The sequence below is a fragment of the Vibrio sp. 10N.247.310.24 genome (assembly GCF_041467175.1).
GTDB classification, from domain to species: Bacteria; Pseudomonadota; Gammaproteobacteria; order Enterobacterales; family Vibrionaceae; genus Vibrio; species Vibrio tasmaniensis_A.
Genome location: NZ_JBFSUD010000152.1, coordinates 1 through 3709 on the forward strand (window position 1 = coordinate 1; position 3709 = coordinate 3709).

Sequence of the window (3709 nt, forward strand, 5' to 3'; positions counted from 1 at the left end):
AACCGAGGTCCACGGATTTGCAATCCGCTGCATAGCCACTCTGCCAAGGCGCCTTTATCAACATAAAATATATTGAAGTGTTTAAAGAGAACCACTCTTTGTTCAACACTCTACTAAAAGTAGAAACTAGATAGATGGTGCCCCGGGCCGGACTTGAACCGGCACAGCGCGAACGCCGAGGGATTTTAAATCCCTTGTGTCTACCAATTCCACCACCAGGGCAACGCAATCATGCGATGCTGATTACTGAAGAGTAAAACACCATCTCTCCGCGACCTAAGCCGTGAGAACGAGGTGTACTTTAACGGATGAAAAAAATTCGTCAACAATAAATTTTATCATTTAATTCAAGTGATTAATTATCGAACTCTACAGAATGAATTTAGTGCAGCTTGTACGGTTCTTATTCGTAGATTTTGAGTTTGAGTTGGAATTCAAAGGCCAAATTCCCATTTTCAGACTCACAAAACACTGTCAATTCCATTGAATTAAAGAAACACTCCTTCGTTTTCATGTGCTTTTCACATTCAAAGGCTAAAGTTTTACACAACTATAATTACGAAATGAAAACGTGAAGTCACTAAAACGATACCAATATGAACGCTACGCGGTTCTTTGTAACCTCGCCTACCCGAGAGTTTTTAAACAGACTCGTTACGGTTTTGATCCTAATGGACAGCGCATCATAAAGAACCAGTTTGGCAAAACCATGATTCGAGTTTTATGGAGTAGTGACAAAGATGAAGTGGTTGTGGTTATCAAGGGATCACACAGTGTTTCTGACTGGCTACTCACTTTTGCACTATGGACAAGAAGCTGTAAAAAGATTGGGCTGAACTATCGTGTACATGCCGGTTTCTATCATCTCATGTTTCAAGAAAGCCAGCCGAGTCGTAACGAAGACAAGCTTGGGCAAACCGTTATCGAACGCTTAGAAGCGACACTCTTGCCTTTGTTAGAACAAGGGAAAAGGATTTCTATAACCGGCCACTCTTCTGGTGGTGCAATTGGCTGCGTGTTCGCAGATTACCTAGATCAAAAGTATCCAGGCTGTGTTAAGCGAATCGTGACTTTTGGCCAACCTGCGATTGGTGATTGGAATTTTCGAAAGCACTACCGTTTGAGTAAGAAAACCTACCGTATCTGTTGCGACATAGATATTGTCACCTTCATGCCGCCCGTGCCTCTGTTGTATTGGCATGTAGGGAAAGTGCTTTGGCTCTATAACGGCAGGATCTACGAAAACACACCGACGTTTATACGTCTTGGGCGCTCTGTTCTAAGTTGGTTGATCAGACCTTTTTCTTACCACTTAATGAGCAAATATATTCGCAATAAGGATTTCTTTGATAAGCACTGAGACTCATTTGAAGCTATTAAAGAAAGAGCACAGGCCTATTACTGTCTGTGCTCTTTAGTTTCTAAACCTATGTTGTTTTCTGCAATATCGATTAAAGATTAAAGCTTGAAGCGTGACAACTCTCGTTTCAAGTCACTCGCTAAATGACTTAGCTGATCGGCTTGTGAAACCGCATCGGTCGCATCAACTGCCATCACATCACTCACTTCACGAACAGATTCGGTATTCGCATTGATTTCGGCAGTAACCAGTGACTGCTCTTCAGCGGCAGAAGCAATCTGAGTCGCCATATCACTGATCATCTGAATCGCTTCACGGATTTGAGCTAGGCTCTCTCCGGCCATATCCACATCGTGTACGCTTGTTTTCGCCATATCATGGCTTTGCGTCATCACTTTCACCGCACCATTGGTCGCTTGTTGTAAGCGTTTGATCTTGTCTTCGATCTCTTCTGTTGAAGCATGAGTACGTTGAGAAAGCACACGAACCTCATCAGCAACCACTGCAAAGCCTCGACCTTGTTCGCCTGCCCTAGCCGCTTCAATGGCCGCATTGAGCGCGAGTAAGTTCGTTTGCTCCGCTATTTCACGAATCGTCGCTAAGATAGACGCGATTTGCTGACCATGCTCTTCAAGCTCACTGATGATAGACACAGCGCTTGTTAGCTCAGTAGCGAGGTCATTGATCGATGATTGGCTTTTAGCCATCTGTTGGAAGCCTTGCTCGCTCAACTCCACCGAATGAGTCGCACTTTTTGCCGTACTCTCAGCATTCGTGGCGATTTCCGCTGTTGCTGTCGCCATTTCTGTCACAGCCGTTGCAACCATCGTGATCTCATCTTGTTGCCTGCTTACACTATCACTGCGCTTCATCGCACTGGTATTAGCATGCTCGGCACCGCTGTTCATCGCGGTAGAAACTTGAGTGACGTTTTGCATCATTTGATGGAGCCGATCAACGAAGACATTAAACTTATCGGCAAGTTGACCCACCTCATCTTGGCTCGACACTTGTAGTCTTTGTGTGAGGTCGCCTTCCCCTTCCGCAATATCAGCTAATGCTTCACTCACTCGCCCTAGTTCAACTAATTGACGAGCCACAAACCATGAGGTTGCTACAGCCATAACGATCAATACAATCAAACCTGTGGTGATTTGGCTAATCAACATATCGAACAGGGGCTGCTCTAGTACGTCTTTATCCATTTCAATCACAAGTAACCAGTCAGTGCCTTTAATCGGCTCAGCCATGATGACTCGCTCGGCACCATCCACTTGAGTAAAGATCGTCGTCAAGTTTTGCGCAGCACTGTTCAAGCCAGACACACTCAGCTCTGGCGCAATATCATTGACTTGTTTCAGAATGAAATCTTTATTTTGATGAGCAACGACCGTCCCTTGCTTATCAATCAGAATCGCACGCCCATTCCCCGGAACCTGAATGGCTAATACGTCTTCAATCAATTTGTCCAATGCCAAGTTTGATGCGACAACACCGATGATCGATCCATTCTCGGTCACAGGGTCTGTCAGTGTCACCACCAAGGTTTGCATCGTCACACTCACATACGGCTTTGTTGTCACCGCTCGATTCTCAGCTAAGGTTTGTTTATACCAACCTCGGACTCTTGGGTCATAGCCCGCTTTATTCAGTGAAGGATCATGACGGAACATCTCACCTTCTTTGTTACCGTAATAACTCAATCCAAACCCACCAGATACCAAGGTTTGACGTAAATGAGGTACGATATCTAAGGAAGGGTTAAGCTGCACTTGTTGCTGTAGACCGTGTACGGCTTGTTTCTTGTCATAAAACCAATCGCTGATCCCTTTTGCATGTGCATGTAACGTATTGCGACTCTCGCTCTCTATGGCTTGCCAGCTGTTATTTTGAAACGTCTTATAACCCATAAAAAGAAGAATTGCGGATGTAAAAGCAATCGCCAAAACTACAGAGAAAACCATTTTCCTCTTTAGACTAAATTGCATATTAAGAACCTCTTATAGAACAATTATAGAAATGCAAAGAGGAACTTTATCATCGAAACCCATTCTTTTATTTGGTGTATGCCAAATAAAAATGAAACAAATTGAGTATTATATTTAAGTGTGACTTTGATTTATTTACTTGTTTATCAACAAGAAGCCATACATAAGATTGAGCGATACTAATTTAGCTTGGAAGCGTTAAACAAATAAAACTATGGAAAGACCCGTTGTTTAAGAGAAGAAACCGGGAACTCAAAGATAGGAAGCCAGAAACGAAAAAACCAGCCAAGAGGGCTGGTTTTTCTGAATGATGGAGGCGCCTCCCGGAGTCGAACCGAGGTCCACGGATTTGCAATCCGCT

At 43.8% G+C, this 3709-nt stretch carries 2 protein-coding genes and 1 tRNA gene; 1 reads left to right on the forward strand and 2 read right to left on the reverse strand.

Features of this window, described 5'->3' with window-relative positions; all coding sequences use genetic code 11:
• Positions 1-135 precede the first annotated feature (135 nt).
• Positions 136-222 (reverse strand) — tRNA-Leu (locus tag AB6E08_RS22805).
• A gap of 349 nt (positions 223-571) precedes the next feature.
• Between AB6E08_RS22805 and AB6E08_RS22810 the strand changes: the two genes are divergently transcribed.
• Positions 572-1360, forward strand: coding sequence for a lipase family protein (locus AB6E08_RS22810; RefSeq protein WP_017098611.1), 789 nt, complete (start codon positions 572-574; stop codon positions 1358-1360).
• A gap of 98 nt (positions 1361-1458) precedes the next feature.
• Here AB6E08_RS22810 and AB6E08_RS22815 read toward each other — a convergent pair whose 3' ends face one another.
• Positions 1459-3324, reverse strand: a complete 1866-nt coding sequence (locus AB6E08_RS22815; protein ID WP_371705189.1) for a methyl-accepting chemotaxis protein — start codon at positions 3322-3324, stop codon at positions 1459-1461.
• Positions 3325-3709: the final 385 nt, after the last annotated feature.

What these genes read in the sequence shown, in the direction of transcription:
- AB6E08_RS22815 (WP_371705189.1), bottom strand. Translation starts at nt 3,324, where the DNA reads ATGGTTTTCTCTGTAGTTTTGGCGATTGCTTTTACATCCGCAATTCTT.